Origin of the sequence: Nocardioides sp. NPDC092400, from assembly GCF_040684155.1 — a bacterium.
In the GTDB taxonomy this organism is placed as follows: Bacteria; Actinomycetota; Actinomycetes; order Propionibacteriales; family Nocardioidaceae; genus Nocardioides.
Genome location: NZ_JBFBFJ010000007.1, coordinates 48,989 through 65,443, shown reverse-complemented (window position 1 = coordinate 65,443; position 16,455 = coordinate 48,989). Strand labels below are relative to the sequence as shown.

Genomic DNA, 16,455 nt, shown 5'->3' with positions numbered 1-16,455 from the left:
CACATCCTGGCAGCACCGGCCGGCCGGCGCCGCGTGACGTCCGACCCTGGTCTTGCGCGTCTTCCCGTGCCGGATCCGGTGTCCGTCCCCGCGCTGTCGGTGCTCGATGTTGTGATGGGTCCATGACCACCACCGCTGCGAGGACGCCGGGCACGACGTACCGCCTCGCGCGCCGTCCGGTGGCGGGTGCGGTCCCGGTCCTCGACGAGCACCAGCAGCGCGTCGTCGACCACGCCGGTGGGCCGCTGCTCGTGCTGGCCGGCCCGGGGACGGGCAAGACCACGACGCTCGTCGAGGCGATCGTGCGCCGTGTCGAGGAGGGTGCGCGGCCCGACGAGGTGCTCGCGCTGACCTTCTCGCGCAAGGCCGCCGAGCAGCTGCGCGACCGGGTCACCGCGCGGCTGGGCCGCACGATGGCGACCGGGCTGTCCTCGACGTTCCACTCCTTCGCCTACGCGCTGGTGCGCCGCTACGCGCCCGCGGAGCTGTACGCCGCTCCGCTGCGGCTGCTGTCGGCGCCCGAGCAGGACGTCGTGCTGCAGGAGCTGCTGACCGACGCCCCGGAGTCGGTGCGCTGGCCCGACCACCTCAAGGCCGCCGTCGGCACCCGCGGGTTCGCCCGCGAGGTGCACGCCGTGCTGTCCCGCGCACGCGAGCGGGGCCTGGACCCCGTCGACCTCGCCGCCCTGGGGCGCGCGGAGCGGGTGCCGGAGCTGGAGGCGGCCGGGCTGTTCCTCGAGCAGTACCTCGACGTCCTGGGCGACCAGTCCGCGATCGACTACCCCGACCTGGTGGCACGGGCCGTGATCGAGGCACAGGTGCACCGCGACGAGCTGCGCGCCCAGCTGCGCTACGTGTTCGTCGACGAGTACCAGGACACCGACCCCAGCCAGGTCGCGCTGCTGCGCGCCATCGCCGGCGACGGACGCGACCTCACGGTCGTGGGGGACCCCGACCAGTCGATCTACGGCTTCCGCGGCGCGGACGTCCGCGGGATCCTCGACTTCCCCCGGGAGTTCCCGACCCTGGGCGGGGACCCGGCGCCGGTGGTCGCGCTCGGCACCACCCGCCGCTTCGGCTCCCGGCTGCTGCGCGCCTCCCGCTCGATCGCCGCGTCGATCGGCGTGACCGGCTCCATCCCGGTCGAGCAGCACGCCGCGTTCCGCAACCCGGTTCCCGCCGACAACGCCCACGGGCCGGGCAGCGTCGAGGTGCTGACCTTCGACACCCACCGCGCCGAGACCGAGCACACCGCCGACCTGTTGCGCCGCGCCCACCTCGAGGACGGCGTGCCGTGGTCGGAGATGGCCGTGCTGGTGCGCTCGGGCCGCGCCTCGATCCCCGGGCTGCGCCGGTCGCTCGCGGCCGCCGGGGTGCCGGTGGAGGTGGCCGCCGACGAGACGCCGCTGGTCCGGGAGCCGGCCGTGCTGCCGCTGCTCTCGGCGCTCGCGGTGGTCGTCGACGCCGGGGTCGAGGACCCCGCCGACGAGGACCACGTCGGCGCCGACCGCGCCGAGGCGCTGCTGACCTCCCCGCTCGGCGGTCTCGACGCGACCGACGTGCGCTCGCTGACCCGCGCCCTGCGCGCCGCCGCGCCGGGGTCCCCGGCGCGGGAGCTCGTCCGCAGCGCGGTGCTCGACCCCGGCGTCCTCGCCGGCATCGACGGGGAGCCGGCGCGCCGGGCGCTGCGGCTGGCCGACCTGCTGGCGCTTGCCCGGGAGGCGCTCGCCGACGGGGCGACCGCCGAGGAGGTGCTCTGGCTGCTCTGGGACGGCACCGACTGGGGCCGGCGGCTGCGCCAGGGCACGGCCGGCGGCGGACAGGCCGCCCGGCTGGCCCACCGCGACCTCGACGCGCTCTGCGCGCTGTTCGAGGTCGCCGCCCGGACCGAGGAGCAGCAGGGCCACCGCAGCGTCCGCAGCTTCCTGGAGACGCTGCGTGCCCAGGAGATCCCCGCCGACACCCTCGCCGACCGCGGCGTCCGGGGCGAGGCGGTGCGGCTGCTCACCGCGCACCGCTCGAAGGGCCTGGAGTGGCGCCTGGTCGTGGTCGCGCACGTGCAGGAGGGCGCCTGGCCCGACCTGCGCCGACGCGACTCGCTGCTGCAGGCCGACCGGATCGGCCGCGACGGGCTGCTCCCGCCGCTCACCCGCGGGGCGATGCTGGCCGAGGAGCGCCGGCTGTTCTACGTCGCGGCCACCCGCGCCAAGCAGCGGCTCGTCGTGACCGCCGTGAAGTCGCCCGACGACGAGGGCGAGCAGCCCTCGCGGTTCCTCTCCGAGCTCGGCCGCGAGCCGGTGCACCGCATCGGCCGGCCCCGCCGGCCGCTCTCGATGGCCGGGTTGGTCTCGGAGCTGCGCCGCACGCTCGCCGACCCCGGCGAGCCCGAGCCGCTGCGCCGCGCAGCGGCGCGCCGGCTGCGCGCGCTCTCCGAGCTCGACGTGCACGGACGCCCCGTCGCGCCGCAGGCGGACCCCGCGACCTGGTGGGGGCTGCGGGCGCCCAGCCGCTCCGAGCGCCCGATCCGTCCCGGCGAGGAGCCGCTCACCCTCTCCGCCAGCGCTCTCGACGGCCTGCTCACGTGCCCGGCCCAGTGGTTCCTCCAGCGCGAGGCCGGCGGCGAGGTCGTCAGCTCGAGCGGCCAGGGCTTCGGCAAGGTCGTCCACGCGGTCGCCGAGCGGCTCGCGAACGGCTCGCTCGGCGCCGCCTCGGGCGAGGGCATCGACGAGGTCGACGTCGAGCGGGACCTGATGCCGCTGGTCGACGAGGTCTGGGGACGGATGGAGTTCCGGACCCCGTGGTCACGTGCCCGCGAGCGGGAGGCCGTGGCCGCAGCACTGGAACGCTTCCTCACTTGGCACCGACGGCCCGGCGCCCGGACCGTGCTCGCCGTGGAGCCGAAGATCCGCGCCGAGGTCCAGCTCCCCGACGGCCAGGTCGTCCGGCTGCACGGGTACGCCGACCGCCTGGAGCTCGACGAGGACGGCCGGGTCGTGGTCGTGGACCTCAAGACCGGCAAGTACGCCCCGACCGGGCCGGAGGTCCAGCGCCACTCCCAGCTGGGCCTCTACCAGCTCGCCGTCGACCACGGCGCCGCGGACGAGCACCTGCGCGAGGCGGGCATGGAGGGGCCGGGCGTCTCCGGCGGGGCCGAGCTCGTCCAGCTCCGGCTCGGTGAGGTGCTGCCCAAGGTGCAGCACCAGCCGCCCGCCGCGGACGACGGGCCCCGCTTGGTCGAGCAGCAGCTGGCGGCCGCCGCGGCCGCCCTGCGCGCCGAGGAGTTCGTGGCGCGGCCGGGTTCGCACTGCGACCGCTGCGCCTTCCAGGCGATCTGCCCCACCAAGGCCTCAGGGACGGTGCTCTCATGACCTCGACCATGCCCGACCGGACCGCGGTGCCGGCCCGCGAGATCTCGACGCCGGAGCAGCTGCGCGAGCTGATGGGTGTCGACTGGACCTTCAGCGACCAGCAGTTCGCCGCGGTCACCGCTCCCTTGGAGCCGGCCGTCGTGATCGCGGGTGCGGGGTCCGGCAAGACGACGGTGATGGCAGCCCGGGTCGTCTGGCTGGTGGCCACCGGCCGCGTGGCGCCCGGCGAGATCCTCGGCCTCACGTTCACCACCAAGGCGACCGCCGAGCTGCAGACGCGGATCCGCGAGAGCCTGCGCCAGGCCGGCCTCCTGCCCGAGCGCGGCACCCGCGCCCCCGGGCCGGACGGGGAGGAGCAGGAGGTCGAGGAGCCGACCGTCGCGACGTACCACTCCTACGCCTCGGCGCTGCTCTCCGAGCACGGGCTGCGCATCGGCCACGAGCCCGACACCCGTCTTGTCGCCGACGCCAGCCGCTTCCAGCTGGCGGCCCGCGCCGTGCAGCGGTACGCGGCTCCGGTCGAGCAGCTGACCGACTCCCCGCGCCACGTCGTCCAGTACCTCCTCGCGCTCGACGCGGAGATGAGCGAGCACCTCGTGGGCCCCGCGGACGTCCGGGCCCACGACGAGCGGCTGCGCCCGCTGCTGGTCGACGGCATGGCCACCGAGCACCGCAAGACCTACCGCGCGCTGAACGAGAAGGCCGTCGCCGCGATCGACAAGCGGGCCGAGCTCCTCGGGCTGGTCGAGGCCTACCGCGCCCTCAAGCGGCACCACGGGCTGATGGACTTCTCCGACCAGATCGCCCTGGCCGCCCGGCTGGCCGAGGAGCGGCCGGAGGTGGGGGAGGCCGAGCGGGCGAAGTACCGGATCGTCCTGCTCGACGAGTACCAGGACACCTCGGTCGCCCAGGCGCTGATGCTGCGCCGGCTCTTCTCCGGGCCCGAGCCGGGGGCCGGTCGCGGCCACCCGGTGATGGCGGTCGGCGACCCGAACCAGGCGATCTACGGGTGGCGCGGCGCGTCGGTCTCGAACATCCTGGAGTTCACCCGCGAGTTCCCGACGGCGGACGGCGCCCCCGGCACGACGTACCCGCTCACGGTCAACCGCCGCTCCGACGCCCGCATCCTCGCCACCGCCAACCACCTGGCCGAGGAGCTGTACGCCAGCCGGCCCGACCTGCTGCCGCTCGAGGCCAAGCCGGGCGCCGACCCGGGCGAGGTCCGAGCGGTCGTGCACGAGACGTGGGACGACGAGCTGGCCTGGCTGGGGGACCGGGTGCTCGAGACCCACGCCGCGCTGTCGGCGACCACCGACGGTCCGTGCTGGAAGGAGATCGGGGTCCTCACCCGCGACAACGCCCACGCCGCAGCCGTCTTCGACGCGCTGAGCGAGCGGGAGGTCCCGGTCGAGATCGTGGGTCTCAAGGGCCTGCTCCGCCTGCCCGAGGTCTCGGAGGTGGTCGCGACGCTGACCCTGGTCCAGGACGTGACGGCCAACGCCGCGCTGCTGACCCTCCTGGCGGGGCCGCGCTGGGCGATCGGGCCGCGCGACCTCGCGCTGCTCGGCCGGCGGGCCCGGGAGCTCGCCGGCGACACCTCGGGCGGGGCGACGTTCACCGACGTCCGCGAGCAGCTGGCCGCCGCCGTCGAGGGCGCCGACCCCACCGAGATCGCCTCCCTGTGCGACGCGCTGGAGGACCCGGGCGACCTGGAGTACTCACCCGAGGCGCGCGAGCGGTTCGCGCTGCTCGCCACCGAGCTGCGCCGGCTCCGCGGAGCGCTCGGCGAGCCGATCCTCGACCTGGTGCGACGCATCGTCGACACGACCGGCATCGACGTCGAGCTGGCCTCCTCGGTCAGCCCCGCCGCCGCCGCGCGCCGCGACAACCTCGACCTGTTCGTCCAGGCGGTGGCGGAGTTCCAGGCCGTCGACGGCCAGGTCACGCTGCCGGCACTGCTCGCGTGGCTCGAGGCGGAGGACGAGTTCGGCCAGGGCCTCGACGTGGCGACACCGTCGGAGGCCGACTCGGTCAAGCTGCTGACGGTGCACCGCGCCAAGGGCCTGGAGTGGGACGCGGTGTTCCTCGTCGGGGTGACGGAGCGGAAGTTCCCGACCAACCGGACCCGGTCGAGCTGGCTGACCGTGCCGTTCGTGATGCCGACCGCGCTGCGCGGCGACGCCCGCGACCTGCCGCAGCTGGCCGGCCACGGCCCCGAGGACATCAAGGCGCTGGGCGAGGCGGTCAAGGCCCACGAGGCGCTCGAGGAGCTCCGGCTCGGGTACGTCGCCTGGACCCGCGCCCGTCACCAGATGTGGGTCTCGGCCTGGCGCTGGGCGCCGCACCTCAAGAGCGGCCTCGGGCCCTCGGCGTACCTCTGCGCCACCCGTGAGGCCATGGCGACCTGGGGCGCCGAGCCGGACCGGTGGGCCGACTGCGTCGCGAAGGGCGAGACCAACCCCTACGCCGACGCCTCGCCCGACCTGCCGTGGCCCATCTCGCACCGCACCGCCGAGGTCGAGCGGCGGATCGAGGCGGCGCGCCGGGTGCGGGAGGCTGACCCGGTGACCCCGGCCGAGCTGGAGGGCGGCTTCGACGACCGGATCGAGGACGTCCTGGAGCTCGAGCGCGTCCAGCAGTGGGACGACGAGATCGCCCGCCTGCTCGAGGAGGCCCGGCGGGACCGCTCACCCCACGTCGAGGTCGAGCTGCCCAGCAGCCTCTCGGCGACCTCGCTGGCCCGGCTCCGGGACGACCCCGAGGAGCTGGCCCGCGACCTGGCCCGGCCGATGCCGCGACGACCGTCGTCGGCGGCGCGCTTCGGCACCCGGTTCCACGCCTGGGTGGAGACCCGGTTCGGCCAGCAGCTGCTCCTCGACCCCGACGAGCTGCCGGGCCGTGCCGACCTCGACATCGACGACGACGCGGACCTGCAGGAGCTGGTCGCGCGCTTCGAGGAGGGCCCCTTCGCGGAGCGGGTCCCGCACGCGGTCGAGCCGTCCTTCGCGCTGGTCGTCGAGGGACAGGTGGTCCGGGGCCGCATCGACGCCGTCTACCGCGAGGACACCGAGGAGGGGGAGGGCTACCTCGTCGTGGACTGGAAGACCGGCCGCTCCGGCGAGGCCGACCCGCTCCAGCTCGCGATATACCGCCAGGCGTGGGCCGAGCTGCACGACCTCCCGGTCGAGCGGGTGCGGGCTGCCTTCTACTTCGTGCGCAGCGGCCGCGTCGTCGAGCCGGCCGGGCTGCCGGACCGTCAGGAGCTGGCGGCGCTGCTGCGGCTCTGAGCGGAGGTGAGGTACCGCTGCACCGAGCGGGCGGCCACGCGGCCGGCCCGGTTGGCACCGATGGTGCTCGCCGACGGCCCGTAGCCGACCAGCTGCACCCGCTGGTCGGCCACGGCGGTGGTGCCGTCCAGGCGGATGCCGCCGAGCTCCGAGCGCAGGTGGAGCGGCGCGAGGTGGGCGACGGCCGGCCGGAAGCCGGTGGCCCACAGGATCGCGTCGGCCGGCTCGAGGGTGCCGTCCGGCATCCGCACGCCGTCGGGCTCGACGGCGAGGAACATCGGGTGCCGCTCGTAGGCGCCCAGCCGGGCCGCCTCCTGCTCCTGGGGCCGCAGCGCCAGCCCGGTCACGCTGACCACGCTGGCCGGCGGCAGCCCGCGGCGTACCCGCTCCTCGACCAGCGCGACGGCCTCGCGTCCACGGTCGGGGGTGAAGTCGTCGCTGCGCCACACCGGCTCCCGGCGCGTCACCCAGAAGGTGTCGGTGACGGGCGCAAGCTCGCCGAGGTGCTGGACCGCCGAGGCGCCGCCACCGACGACCACCACCCGGCGACCGCGGAAGTGCTCGGGGCCGGGGAAGGCGACCGTGTGCCACTGCTCGCCGCGGAACGTCTCCGTGCCGGGGTACCGCGGCACGAACGGCCGGCGCCAGGTGCCGGTGGCGTTGACGAGCGTGCGGGCCGTCCAGGACCGGGCCCCGGCCCGCACGACCAGCAGGTCGTCGGGCCCGTCCTCGACCGTCTCCACGGCCACCGGCCGCAGCACGGGGAGGTCGTGCTCGCGCTCGTAGGCGGCGAAGTACGCCGGCACCACGACGTTGGCGCGGCCGGCGTCGCCGGCGGGAGCGGCCGAGTCGGGCAGCGCCGCGACGCCGTGGACGTCGTGCATCGTCAGGGAGTCCCAGCGGTGCTGCCAGGCACCGCCCGCGGTGGCGTCCGCGTCGAGGACGACGTGGTCGAGCCCCAGCCGGCGCAGGTGGTACGACGCGGACAGGCCGGCCTGCCCGGCCCCGACCACCACCGCGTCGTACGTCCTCACGCCGGCACAACGCGGCACCGGCCCGGGATAGTCCGCGTCCCGTCGCGGGTGGTCGGCGCGGCCGCGGGGCGCACCGGCCGGTCCGGCTCAGGAGGCCGCGTCTAGCCTCCGGACGTGACCTCGTCCGACCGCACCGCCCCGCTCCCGCCGCACCTCCGGATGGCCCAGGAGGCCCACGACCGCGCTGCGCTGCGGCGCAAGGACGACGCCTGGCTGGCGCAGCGGTGGGCCGACGAGGAGAGCCGCGTGCTGGTCGTCTCCGGCACGCGCATCCGTCCGCGCGACGGGGCCGTGGAGTGGGTGGCGCCGTCGCAGGCGCCGGAGGGGCTGCGCGTCCTGCTGGGGGAGCGCGACGGCCGCGCCTGGTTCGCGGTGGTCACCGGTCCCGAGGTCGCCAAGGCGGGCGGCGACTGGCTGCCGCTCCGGGGCCTCCTGCCCACGCTGTCGGACGACAACCTGGCGGCCGCGCCGCTGGTCTTCCACGCGCTCGGCCTGGCCGAGTGGCTGTTCGTGACGCGCTACTGCCCGCGCTGCGGAGGGACGCTCGAGGCGCGCGCCTCCGGGCACGAGCTGGTCTGCACACAGTGCGGCAAGGCGCAGTTCCCGCGCACGGACCCGGCGGTGATCATGGTGGTGGCCTCGGGGGAGCCCGGGGCGGAGGACGAACGCTGCCTGCTCGGCCGGCAGGCGATCTGGCCGGAGGGGCGCTTCTCGACGCTCGCGGGCTTCTGCGAGCCGGGCGAGACGCTCGAGGACGCCGTACGTCGCGAGGTCGCTGAGGAGACCGGGGTGGTGGTCGGCGAGGTGGAGTACTTCGGCAACCAGCCCTGGCCGCTGCCGGCGAGCCTGATGCTCGGCTTCGTCGCCCGCGCGACCTCCACCGACATCACCGTCGACGAGGACGAGATCGAGGACGCCCGCTGGTTCACCCGCGCCGAGATGCGAGAGCAGGCCGAGTCCGGCCGGCTCGTGCTGCCCGGAGGCGTCTCCATCAGCCGCTCGCTCGTCGAGCACTGGTACGGCGGCCCGCTGCCCGGTCAGTGGTGACCGGGCGCGGGCGCCGGCTCAGGAGGCCAGCGCCGCCAGCTTCTCCTTGACCTGGGCCAGCGAGGGGTTGGTCTGCGCGGTCCCGTCGGAGTACACGAGGGTGGGGACGGTCTGGTTGCCGTTGTTGGCGGACTCGACGAGCTGGGCGGCCTCGGGCACCTGCTCGATGTCGACGACGTCGTAGGCGATCCCCTCACGGTCGAGCTGGCTCTTCAGCCGGTGGCAGTAGCCGCACCACGGGGTCGTGTACATCGTGAACTGGCCGCTCATCTGGACTGTCGCCTCCGGCGTCTAGGGTCTGGAACCGTCACCGATCCAACCACCGGTCCCCAGGAGTTGTTCCCCGCATGTCCCGCCCCGACGACCTGCTCACCGCCCTCGACCCGGAGCAGCGCCGGGTCGCCGAGGCGCTCCGCGGGCCGGTGCGGGTGCTGGCCGGTGCGGGCACGGGCAAGACCCGGGCGATCACCCACCGCATCGCGTACGGCGTGGCGACCGGCACCTACGCCCCGACCGAGGTCCTCGCGGTCACGTTCACCACCCGCGCGGCCGGCGAGATGCGCGGCCGGCTGCGCACTCTGGGCGCCGGCGGCGTGCAGGCGCGCACGTTCCACTCCGCCGCGCTGCGCCAGCTGCGCTACTTCTGGCCGCACGTCCACGGCACCGAGCTGCCCCAGCTGATCGAGTCCAAGATCGGCCTGCTGGCCAGCGCCGCCCGCCGGCAGCGGATCTCGGCCGACCAGGCACTCCTGCGCGACCTGGCCTCCGAGGTCGAGTGGGCGAAGGTCAGCAACGTCCACCCCGACGACTACGCCCGGGTCGCGGCGGCCCGCGGCCGCAGCGTGACCAACCTCGACCACGACACCGTCGGGCGGCTGTTCGGCAGCTACGAGGACGCCAAGCGCGAGTCCGGCCGGATGGACATGGAGGACGTGCTGCTGCTCACCGCCGGCATGCTCGCCGAGGACGAGCGCGTCGCGGCGCAGGTGCGCCGGCAGTACAAGTGGTTCGTCGTCGACGAGTTCCAGGACGTCTCCCCGCTCCAGTCGGCCCTGCTCGACCTGTGGCTGGGTGGGCGCGACGAGCTCTGCGTCGTCGGCGACCCGGCGCAGACGATCTACTCCTTCGCCGGCGCCAACGCCGACTACCTGCGCGACTTCCCGAAGCGCTACGCCGGCACCACCTCGGTGGAGCTGGTCCGCAACTACCGCTCGACCCCGCAGGTCGTCGACGCCGCCAACACCCTGCTCGCCGGGACCACCAGCCAGGGCGTCGACCTGCGCGCCCAGCGTCCGTCCGGCCCTCCGGTGACCTACTCCGCCCGGCCCGACGAGGTCGCCGAGGCCGAGGACGTCGCCGCCCGGATCCTCAAGCTCCGCGACGCCGGCCGGCCGCTCGGCGAGGTGGCGATCCTGTTCCGCATCAACGCCCAGTCCGAGGCCTTCGAGGAGGCGCTGTCGGCGCGCCGGATCCCGTACGTCGTCCGCGGCGCGGCGCGGTTCTTCGACCGGCCCGAGGTCCGCGAGGCGGTCACCCGTATCCGTGGCGCCGCCCGGTCCGGCGAGGGCGTCGGCGTCGTCGACACCGTGACCGCCACGCTGGCCGGCATGGGCTGGACGTCCGAGGCGCCCAGCGCCCGCGGCCAGACCCGGGACCGGTGGGAGTCCTGGCAGGCGCTGGTCGACCAGGCGACCGAGTTCGAGGGCGGTGGGGGAGACCTCGAGGCGTTCGTCGCCGACCTCGACCGCCGCGCCTCCGAGCAGCACGCGCCCGTCGCCGACGGGGTCACGCTCGCGACGTTCCACGCCGCCAAGGGCCTGGAGTGGGACTCGGTGTTCCTCTGCGGCCTCCAGGACGGCACGCTCCCGATCACCTACGCCGACACCCCCGCGGCGGTGGAGGAGGAGCGTCGCCTCCTCTACGTCGGCATGACCCGCGCGCGGCTCGACCTCGCGCTGTCGTGGGCGGCCGCCCGGAACCCCGGTGGCCGGGCGTCGCGCCGTCCCTCGCGGTTCCTCGACCCGCTGCTGCCCGAGGAGACCCGGGCGCAGGACCAGCCGCGGCGTCGCAAGGTCGCCGGGTGCCGGGAGTGCGGCAAGCCGCTGACCAGCGCCGTCGAGAAGAAGCGCGGCCGCTGCCACGACTGCCCCGCGTCGTACGACGAGGAGCTGTTCGAGCGGCTGCGCACCTGGCGCAAGGAGCGCGCCGACACCGAGTCGGTGCCTGCGTTCGTCGTCTTCACCGACGCCACCCTGCAGCTGATCGCCGAGCACAAGCCGCGCACGCCCGAGGCGATGCTGCGCATCGCTGGTATAGGCCGCTCCAAGGTCGAGAAGTACGGCGAGGACGTCCTCGGCCTCGTCGGCTGAGTTCTCGCAGGTCAGCACGGGTCGGGGCCGGTCGCGACGGAGGACCGCGGGCGGCCGGTCCGGGCGCTCGGCGGGCCCGCCCGCAGGCCCTTGAAAAAGAAATCGGCGAAATGACCAGTAAATGGTTTGCCCCTTACCGAGCGGGGGCGCTAACTTCCTGTCACCAGTCAACGCGCACCACGGTCCTGACACGACCGGCGCCCGCACGCACCGAGGAGGTGTCCCGCATGTTCACGAACCTGACGATCTCGACGGCTCAGATCCCGTCCGGCTTCGCCCTGCCCATGTGCGGCCACGCCTCCGCCCGCGCCTCGTTCCGCGCCACCGGTGTCGTCCTCGGCGCCACCGAGGTCGTCGTGCGTGATCGGCAGGCCGACACCGCGATCCGCGCCGCCGCCGCCGACAAGCGCACGACCCGCACCACGGCCTACTTCCCGGGTACCACCGCCTGGAGACCACCGATCTGCTGAGACCACTCAGCACCGGCAGCCTCCAGGCCGCGGAACCCGACACCCGGGATCCGCGGCCTTTCTGATTTCCCGCACACCCGCGATCAAGGAAACCGAGGAGGTGAAACATGACCATCAGCGTTCTCGACCGCAGTCCGGCACCGGAGTCCACCCTCGGCTCCCTGCACGACCAGGCGGCCCAGGTCGACGACGAGCTGCTGCCCTGCCGGGCGAACAACCCCGAGCTGTGGTTCGCCGAGTCCCCGTCCGACGTGGAGCACGCCAAGGCCCTCTGCCAGGAGTGCCCGGTCCAGGCCCTGTGCCTGGACGGGGCCCTCGACCGCCGGGAGCCCTGGGGTGTCTGGGGCGGACAGCTCTTCCTCCAGGGAGTGGTGATCCCCCGCAAGCGGCCCCGTGGCCGTCCCCGCAAGAACGACGCCGCCTGACCGGCGCGCGCCCGACCAGCACAGCAGCACCAGCACGACCGACCATCTCCATCACTCACGACAAGGACGTCGCGATGAACACCCTCACCGTCGATCTCGCCCGCGCGCACACGAGCGCGCGCCTGGCCGAGGCGAAGCAGGCCCGCCGGTCCCACCAGCTGGCCCGCTCCATCCGGATGCACCGCAAGGCCGAGACGGCCGCGCAGCAGGCCCGGACCGCCCTCGCCCGAGCGCTCTGACGCCGCCCACACGAAGGACCGGACACCGACCCATGAAGACCTCGAGCCCCACCACCCACACCCCGAACGGAAGCACCGACATGAATCTGATGCACGAAGAACTGGCCCGCGCACAAATGGCCGCGCGCCTGGGAGAGGCGCAACAGTCCCGCCGCGGCCACGAGCTGGCCCGTGCCCTCCGCCTGAGCCGCAAGGCCGAGCGGGCCGCGCAGCAGGCGCGTCTCGCCCTGGCCCGTGCACTCTGAGGCGGACCCGAGCTCACCCTGATCGCGGGTGATGCAGGAGGAGCCCGGCACCACAGCAGTGGTGTCGGGCTCCTTCACGTCCCGCTCGCGCCGGCGGGCCGATCCCCGAGGTGGCGTGCGTTCCAGCGGCCCACCGGGAGCTTCATCGGCTGGCCGCTGGAGCTCCTGGTTGGCCGATGAAGCTTCAGCGGCCAACCGACAGGTCCATCGGCTGGCCGCTGAATCTTCCGGCCGCCCGCTCCTCCCGCCGGCCCGGCTACCCTCGCCGGATGGAGCAGCGTGACCGGTCCGAGGAGCAGCAGGCGCGGACCTGCGCCTGGTGCGGTCGGCAGGAGTCCGACCCCGCCCGGACTCTCGCCTGGACGACCGCGGTGGAGCGCGGCCGGTCGGTGACGTTCTGCGACGGCTGCTCGCGCGAGCACCTGCGCGCGATGGAGGGCAAGCTCGACAGCGAGTTCTGGTGACTGCCGACCGCTGAGGTCCCGACCGGACTAGCCGGCGCACGCGGGCACGAGGTCCGCCCAGGAGCACCCGCAGTGCGGGTGCCGGGGGACGGGCGTGCGCACGGGGTCCCCCGCGCCGAGCGAGTACGCCGCGCCCCAGGTCGACGGCCGGTCGCCCTCGAGCCACGCCAGCAGGTCGCGGACCGCCCAGGCGAGCGCCAGCGCCAGCAGCACCGGGTCCCCGGCCGGCGGGGCCGCTCGGGCGAGCTGCTCGAGCACCACCGCTCGGCGGGGGTCGGCCTCGGCGCGGCGGGCGTCGTCGCACCGCAGGCACCCGGTCACCCCGGGCAGCACGAACGGCCCCACGACGTACGCCCCCTCGTGGCCGGCGACCGGGAGGTGCGGGACACCCGCGCGCAGGCAGGGGTCCAACCGGTCGCGGCCGAGCGTGCCGTGGCTGACGGCGAGGTGGACGTCGCCCTGCCCGGCGCCGGTGACCCGCAGGCCGGACCCGGCGAGGAGCGGGGCGAGGTGGTCGGCGACGTCCCGCGGGGCGTCGAGCGACACGGTCGCGGCGGCTCGGGCCGCGAGGCGGCGGGCGGCGTCGTCGCCGTGCCGCGCCCAGGCGGCCCCGGTCGCGGGGGAGGAGCCCCGCGGCCGCGGCGCGGGCAGGTCGACCAGCAGGTCGGCGGCGGTCAGCGCCGCGACCACGCGGGCGGTGGCCCCGCCGGGGGCTGGTGGCTCGCCGCGCACGAGCGAGGCGAGCACGCGACGTACGTCCGGGGCCTCGCGCAGCACCACCCGGCGGGGCGGGTCGACCCCGACCTGCAGGTGCCCGTCGTCGCGGCGCACCACCAGCACTCCGGGACGCAGCGTGCGGCTCATGTCCAGCAGCGTCACACGGGGGCCGCCGGCGTGCAGCCGCTCATCCACAGGCCGCGGGCGGGAGACGACTCCGGCGGCGTCCCCGTCGAGGGGACGCCGCCGGGCAGTCGTGGGCAGTCGGTCGGGCCGGCTCAGGCCTTGCCGAGGATGCGGTTGAGGTTCGTGCTGCAGACGGGGCACACGGCCTTGGCCATGCGGGTGCCCTTGTCGTTGACCTTGACCTCGCCCTCCGCCTCGCGCTTCTCCTTGCACTTGACGCAGTAGAACTCGCCGCTCCAGGTCTCCGCCATGACGGCCTCCTTCTGATCTTCGCTCCGGACGTCGCGACGGGATGCAGGGGGCCCGCCGGAGCCCGGTGGCGGTCGCCGCCGGGCGGCTCGACCCTACGACAGGCGGCCGTTCCCGGCCCGCAGGCGCTCCGCGGCGCCCGCGCCGGCCGTCGGTAGCCTGCCGCCCATGGCTGACCTCACCCACCTGCGCCTGGACCGCACCGACGACGGCGTGGCCGTCCTGACCCTGGACAACCCCGACATGCGCAACGCCATGTCCGACGAGATGACCGCCTCCTGGGTGGCCGCGATCGACGAGCTCGCGGCCGACCGGTCGGTCCGCGCGGTCGTGGTGACCGGCGAGGGGACGGCGTTCTGCTCGGGCGGCAACACCGGCTGGATCGCCAGCGAGCCGGACGCGTCGGTGGACTACCTGCGCACGCGGATGATGGCGTTCTACCGGGCCTGGCTGTCCATCCGGAGGCTCGAGGTCCCCACGATCGCCGCGGTCAACGGCGCCGCGATCGGGGCCGGGCTGTGCCTGGCCCTGGCCTGCGACATCCGGTACGCCGCGCGTGGCGCGAAGCTCGGGGCGCCGTTCGTGAAGCTCGGGATGCACGCCGGCATGGCCGGCACCTACCTGCTGCCCAACGTGGTCGGCGAGGCGCACGCCCGCGACCTGCTGCTCACCGGCCGCGTCGTCGGCGCCGAGGAGGCGCTGGGCATGGGCATGGTCTCCCGCGTCATCGAGCCCGAGGGCTTCCTCGAAGAGGTGCTCGGGACCGCGCACGGCATCGCCGCCACCGCCCCCATCGCCAGCAGGCTGACCAAGCTGGCGCTCCTCGACGGCGGGCACCGCGACTTCGAGGCCTGCATCCAGTGGGAGGCCATGGCCCAGCCGATCACGCTGGCGACGGCCGACCTGCAGGAGGGGATCCGCGCCAGCCGTGAGAAGCGGTCGCCGGTCTTCACCGGCGAGTGACGGCGAGTGACGGCGGGTGACGTGGCGAGGCCCCCGGCCGCCGCGTGACACCCGCCTTCCCCTTGCGGATGTCGTGCGCCGGACCCGGGGGCCTCGTCTGCCTCCACGCTAGGTTCGGGCGGGGACGCGGTCAACGGCGGCGACCCCCAGCCTGTGGACAAGCTTGTGGACAGACCTGTGGAGCAGGCGTCGTACCCGTGGAGGACACGCGGTGCGCACCGGGACAGCCCTGTGGAGGACACGCCCGGGCCCGGCAGTGGGCACCGGTCTGACCAGCACCGATGTCCGTCCACCGGCTGTGGACGGAAATGACTTCCGAGAGGTGGGCTGTGGGCGACGGAGCGGGTGGCGGGATCGGGAGCGCGTACGCCGCGGGGCCGGTCGCCGCGCTGCGGCGGATCGCGTTCCTGCTGGAGCGGGCGCGGGAGGACACCTACAAGGTCAAGGCCTACCGCGGGGCCGCCGCCGCGATCCTGCCGTTGCCGGACGCCGAGGTGGCCCGGATGGTCGAGGACGGCACGCTGACCGACGTGCCGGGGGTCGGCAAGTCCTCGGGGCGGGTGATCGCGGAGGCCGTGGCCGGCACGACCCCGCGCCGGCTGGCCGAGCTCGAGGCCGAGCACGCCGGTCCGCTGACCGACGAGGGTCACGACCTGCACGCCGCGCTCCGCGGGGACTGCCACTCCCACTCCGACTGGTCCGACGGCGGCTCGCCGATCGAGGAGATGGCGGTGACCGCGATGGAGCTCGGCCACGAGTACCTCGTGCTGACCGACCACTCGCCGCGGCTGAAGGTGGCACGCGGGCTCAGCGCGGAGCGGCTGACCCGGCAGCTCGGCGTGGTCGAGGCCGTCAACGAGCACCTCGGCGGGTCCTTCACGCTGCTCAAGGGCATCGAGGTCGACATCCTCGACGACGGGGGACTGGACCAGACCGAGGAGATGCTCGACCGGCTCGACGTCCGGGTCGCGAGCGTCCACTCCAAGCTGCGGATGGACCGCGACGCCATGACCCGGCGGATGGTCGCGGCGACGCGCAACCGCCACGTCAACGTGCTGGGGCACTGCACCGGTCGGCTGGTCACGGGCGGCCGGGGCACGCGACCGCCCTCGGAGTTCGACGCCCGGGCGGTCTTCGAGTCCTGCGCGGAGCACGACGTGGCGGTCGAGATCAACTCCCGCCCGGAGCGGCGCGACCCGCCGACCGAGCTGCTGGAGCTGGCCCGCGACGTCGGCTGCGTCTTCTCCATCGACAGCGACGCCCACGCCCCGGGCCAGCTCGACTTCCTCTGGTACGGCGCGGAGCGGGCCGCCGCCGCCGGGATCGAGCCGGAGCGGATCGTCAACACGTGGCCCAAGGAGCGCCTGCTGGGGTGGGCGACGAAGTAGGTTC

General features: G+C 74.8%; 15 protein-coding genes. 11 read left to right on the top strand and 4 right to left on the bottom strand.

The genetic code is table 11. The features are described 5' to 3' along the window. The first annotated feature begins 122 nt into the window (after positions 1–122). Both AB0N29_RS17985 and AB0N29_RS17980 read left to right on the top strand, forming a co-directional pair. Positions 123–3,368 carry an ATP-dependent DNA helicase gene (locus AB0N29_RS17985; protein WP_364868809.1) on the top strand — a complete coding sequence of 1,082 codons (3,246 nt, stop codon included), beginning with the start codon at positions 123–125 and terminating at the stop codon, positions 3,366–3,368. Next, a complete protein-coding gene (locus AB0N29_RS17980; RefSeq protein ID WP_302267597.1) occupies positions 3,365–6,655 on the top strand; it encodes an ATP-dependent DNA helicase in 3,291 nt (1,096 codons plus the stop codon). The genes AB0N29_RS17985 and AB0N29_RS17980 overlap by 4 nt, the downstream gene beginning before the upstream one ends. Here the strand turns inward: AB0N29_RS17980 and AB0N29_RS17975 are convergent. Then, positions 6,625–7,689, bottom strand: coding sequence for an NAD(P)-binding domain-containing protein (locus AB0N29_RS17975; RefSeq protein ID WP_364868806.1), 1,065 nt, complete (start codon positions 7,687–7,689; stop codon positions 6,625–6,627). The two genes, AB0N29_RS17980 and AB0N29_RS17975, sit on opposite strands and share 31 nt — an antisense overlap. Positions 7,690–7,803: 114 nt before the next feature. On the opposite strand from AB0N29_RS17975, the gene nudC reads away from it, so the two are divergent. Continuing rightward, on the top strand, positions 7,804–8,736 hold the full coding sequence (gene nudC / locus AB0N29_RS17970) for an NAD(+) diphosphatase (RefSeq protein ID WP_302267594.1): 933 nt from the start codon (positions 7,804–7,806) through the stop codon (positions 8,734–8,736). Positions 8,737–8,754: 18 nt separating this feature from the next. Here the strand turns inward: nudC and AB0N29_RS17965 are convergent, their stop codons facing one another. Continuing rightward, positions 8,755–9,006, bottom strand: coding sequence for a mycoredoxin (locus tag AB0N29_RS17965; RefSeq protein WP_302267592.1), 252 nt, complete (start codon positions 9,004–9,006; stop codon positions 8,755–8,757). A gap of 77 nt (positions 9,007–9,083) precedes the next feature. On the opposite strand from AB0N29_RS17965, the gene AB0N29_RS17960 reads away from it, so the two are divergent. The 6 genes from AB0N29_RS17960 to AB0N29_RS17935 all read left to right on the top strand — a co-directional run bounded on the left by AB0N29_RS17960 (position 9,084) and on the right by AB0N29_RS17935 (position 12,948). After that, positions 9,084–11,105 carry an ATP-dependent DNA helicase UvrD2 gene (locus AB0N29_RS17960; RefSeq protein WP_302267591.1) on the top strand — a complete coding sequence of 674 codons (2,022 nt, stop codon included), beginning with the start codon at positions 9,084–9,086 and terminating at the stop codon, positions 11,103–11,105. A 227-nt stretch (positions 11,106–11,332) separates the two neighbouring features. After that, complete coding sequence (locus AB0N29_RS17955) at positions 11,333–11,575, top strand: hypothetical protein (protein ID WP_364868802.1); 243 nt, start codon at positions 11,333–11,335, stop codon at positions 11,573–11,575. A gap of 107 nt (positions 11,576–11,682) precedes the next feature. Beyond that, on the top strand, positions 11,683–12,000 hold the full coding sequence (locus tag AB0N29_RS17950) for a WhiB family transcriptional regulator (RefSeq protein ID WP_302267588.1): 318 nt from the start codon (positions 11,683–11,685) through the stop codon (positions 11,998–12,000). Positions 12,001–12,074: 74 nt separating this feature from the next. Then, entirely contained in the window at positions 12,075–12,239 is a 165-nt protein-coding gene (locus AB0N29_RS17945; RefSeq protein ID WP_302267587.1) for a hypothetical protein, read from the top strand. A 32-nt stretch (positions 12,240–12,271) separates the two neighbouring features. Beyond that, entirely contained in the window at positions 12,272–12,484 is a 213-nt protein-coding gene (locus tag AB0N29_RS17940) for a hypothetical protein (RefSeq protein WP_302267586.1), read from the top strand. 269 nt (positions 12,485–12,753) lie between these two features. Next, the gene (locus tag AB0N29_RS17935) at positions 12,754–12,948 is read left to right on the top strand and encodes a hypothetical protein (RefSeq protein WP_364868799.1); all 195 of its coding nucleotides are present in this window, start codon (positions 12,754–12,756) and stop codon (positions 12,946–12,948) included. A 27-nt stretch (positions 12,949–12,975) separates the two neighbouring features. On the opposite strand, the gene AB0N29_RS17930 is transcribed toward AB0N29_RS17935, so the two are convergent. Continuing rightward, a complete protein-coding gene (locus AB0N29_RS17930; RefSeq protein ID WP_364868797.1) occupies positions 12,976–13,812 on the bottom strand; it encodes a TOMM precursor leader peptide-binding protein in 837 nt (278 codons plus the stop codon). A 131-nt stretch (positions 13,813–13,943) separates the two neighbouring features. Next, positions 13,944–14,102: a DUF5679 domain-containing protein gene (locus tag AB0N29_RS17925; RefSeq protein WP_091115022.1), complete on the bottom strand. Its 159-nt coding sequence runs from the start codon at positions 14,100–14,102 to the stop codon at positions 13,944–13,946. Positions 14,103–14,268: 166 nt separating this feature from the next. On the opposite strand from AB0N29_RS17925, the gene AB0N29_RS17920 reads away from it, so the two are divergent. Further along, complete coding sequence (locus AB0N29_RS17920; protein WP_364868794.1) at positions 14,269–15,063, top strand: enoyl-CoA hydratase-related protein; 795 nt, start codon at positions 14,269–14,271, stop codon at positions 15,061–15,063. 329 nt (positions 15,064–15,392) lie between these two features. Beyond that, positions 15,393–16,451, top strand: a complete 1,059-nt coding sequence (locus AB0N29_RS17915; protein WP_364868792.1) for a PHP domain-containing protein — start codon at positions 15,393–15,395, stop codon at positions 16,449–16,451. The last annotated feature ends 4 nt before the right edge of the window (positions 16,452–16,455 follow it).